The sequence below is a fragment of the Arthrobacter psychrolactophilus genome (genome assembly GCF_003219795.1).
Lineage (GTDB): Bacteria > Actinomycetota > Actinomycetes > Actinomycetales > Micrococcaceae > Specibacter > Specibacter psychrolactophilus.
Window position 1 is genome coordinate 1 of the sequence record NZ_QJVC01000051.1, and the last position, 1,035, is coordinate 1,035.

At 63.1% G+C, this 1,035-nt stretch carries 1 protein-coding gene; it reads left to right on the top strand.

Annotation, left to right across the window (positions count from 1 at the left end; translation table 11 throughout):
- Positions 1-878, top strand: an 878-nt coding sequence (locus CVS30_RS17695; RefSeq protein WP_110486866.1) for an IS3-like element IS6110/IS987 family transposase, incomplete at its 5' end; no start/stop codon positions are given.
- Between the last annotated feature and the right edge of the window lie 157 nt (positions 879-1,035).

Consider the following 1,035-nt stretch of genomic DNA (forward strand, 5'->3'; position numbering starts at 1 on the left):
GGGGTGTCGAGTCGATCTGCACACAGCTGAACGAGCTGGGTGTGCCGATCGCCCCATCGACCTACTACGACCACATCAACCGGGAGCCCAGCCGCCGCGAGCTGCGCGAGGGCGAACTCAAGGAGCACATCAGCCGCGTCCACGCCGCCAACTACGGTGTTTACGGTGCCCGCAAAGTGTGGCTAACCCTGAACCGTGAGGGCATCGAGGTGGCCAGATGCACCGTCGAACGGCTGATGACCAAACTCGGCCTGTCCGGGACCACCCGCGGCAAAGCCCGCAGGACCACGATCGCTGATCCGGCCACAGCCCGTCCCGCCGATCTCGTCCAGCGCCGCTTCGGACCACCAGCACCTAACCGGCTGTGGGTAGCAGACCTCACCTATGTGTCGACCTGGGCAGGGTTCGCCTACGTGGCCTTTGTCACCGACGCCTACGCTCGCAGGATCCTGGGCTGGCGGGTCGCTTCCACGATGGCCACCTCCATGGTCCTCGACGCGATCGAGCAAGCCATCTGGACCCGCCAACAAGAAGGCGTACTCGACCTGAAAGACGTTATCCACCATACGGATAGGGGATCTCAGTACACATCGATCCGGTTCAGCGAGCGGCTCGCCGAGGCAGGCATCCAACCGTCGGTCGGAGCGGTCGGAAGCTCCTATGACAATGCACTAGCCGAGACGATCAACGGCCTATACAAGACCGAGCTGATCAAACCCGGCAAGCCCTGGCGGTCCATCGAGGATGTCGAGTTGGCCACCGCGCGCTGGGTCGACTGGTTCAACCATCGCCGCCTCTACCAGTACTGCGGCGACGTCCCGCCGGTCGAACTCGAGGCTGCCTACTACGCTCAACGCCAGAGACCAGCCGCCGGCTGAGGTCTCAGATCAGAGAGTCTCCGGACTCACCGGGGCGGTTCAATTACTGTTCCCGCCATCGGTTTGGGTGTGAGTAGTTCGGGGGCGTTGGTGGGGCCGATCAATGTTCCGCCTATTACTGTTCCCGCCATCGGTTTGGGTGTGAGTAGTTCGGGGG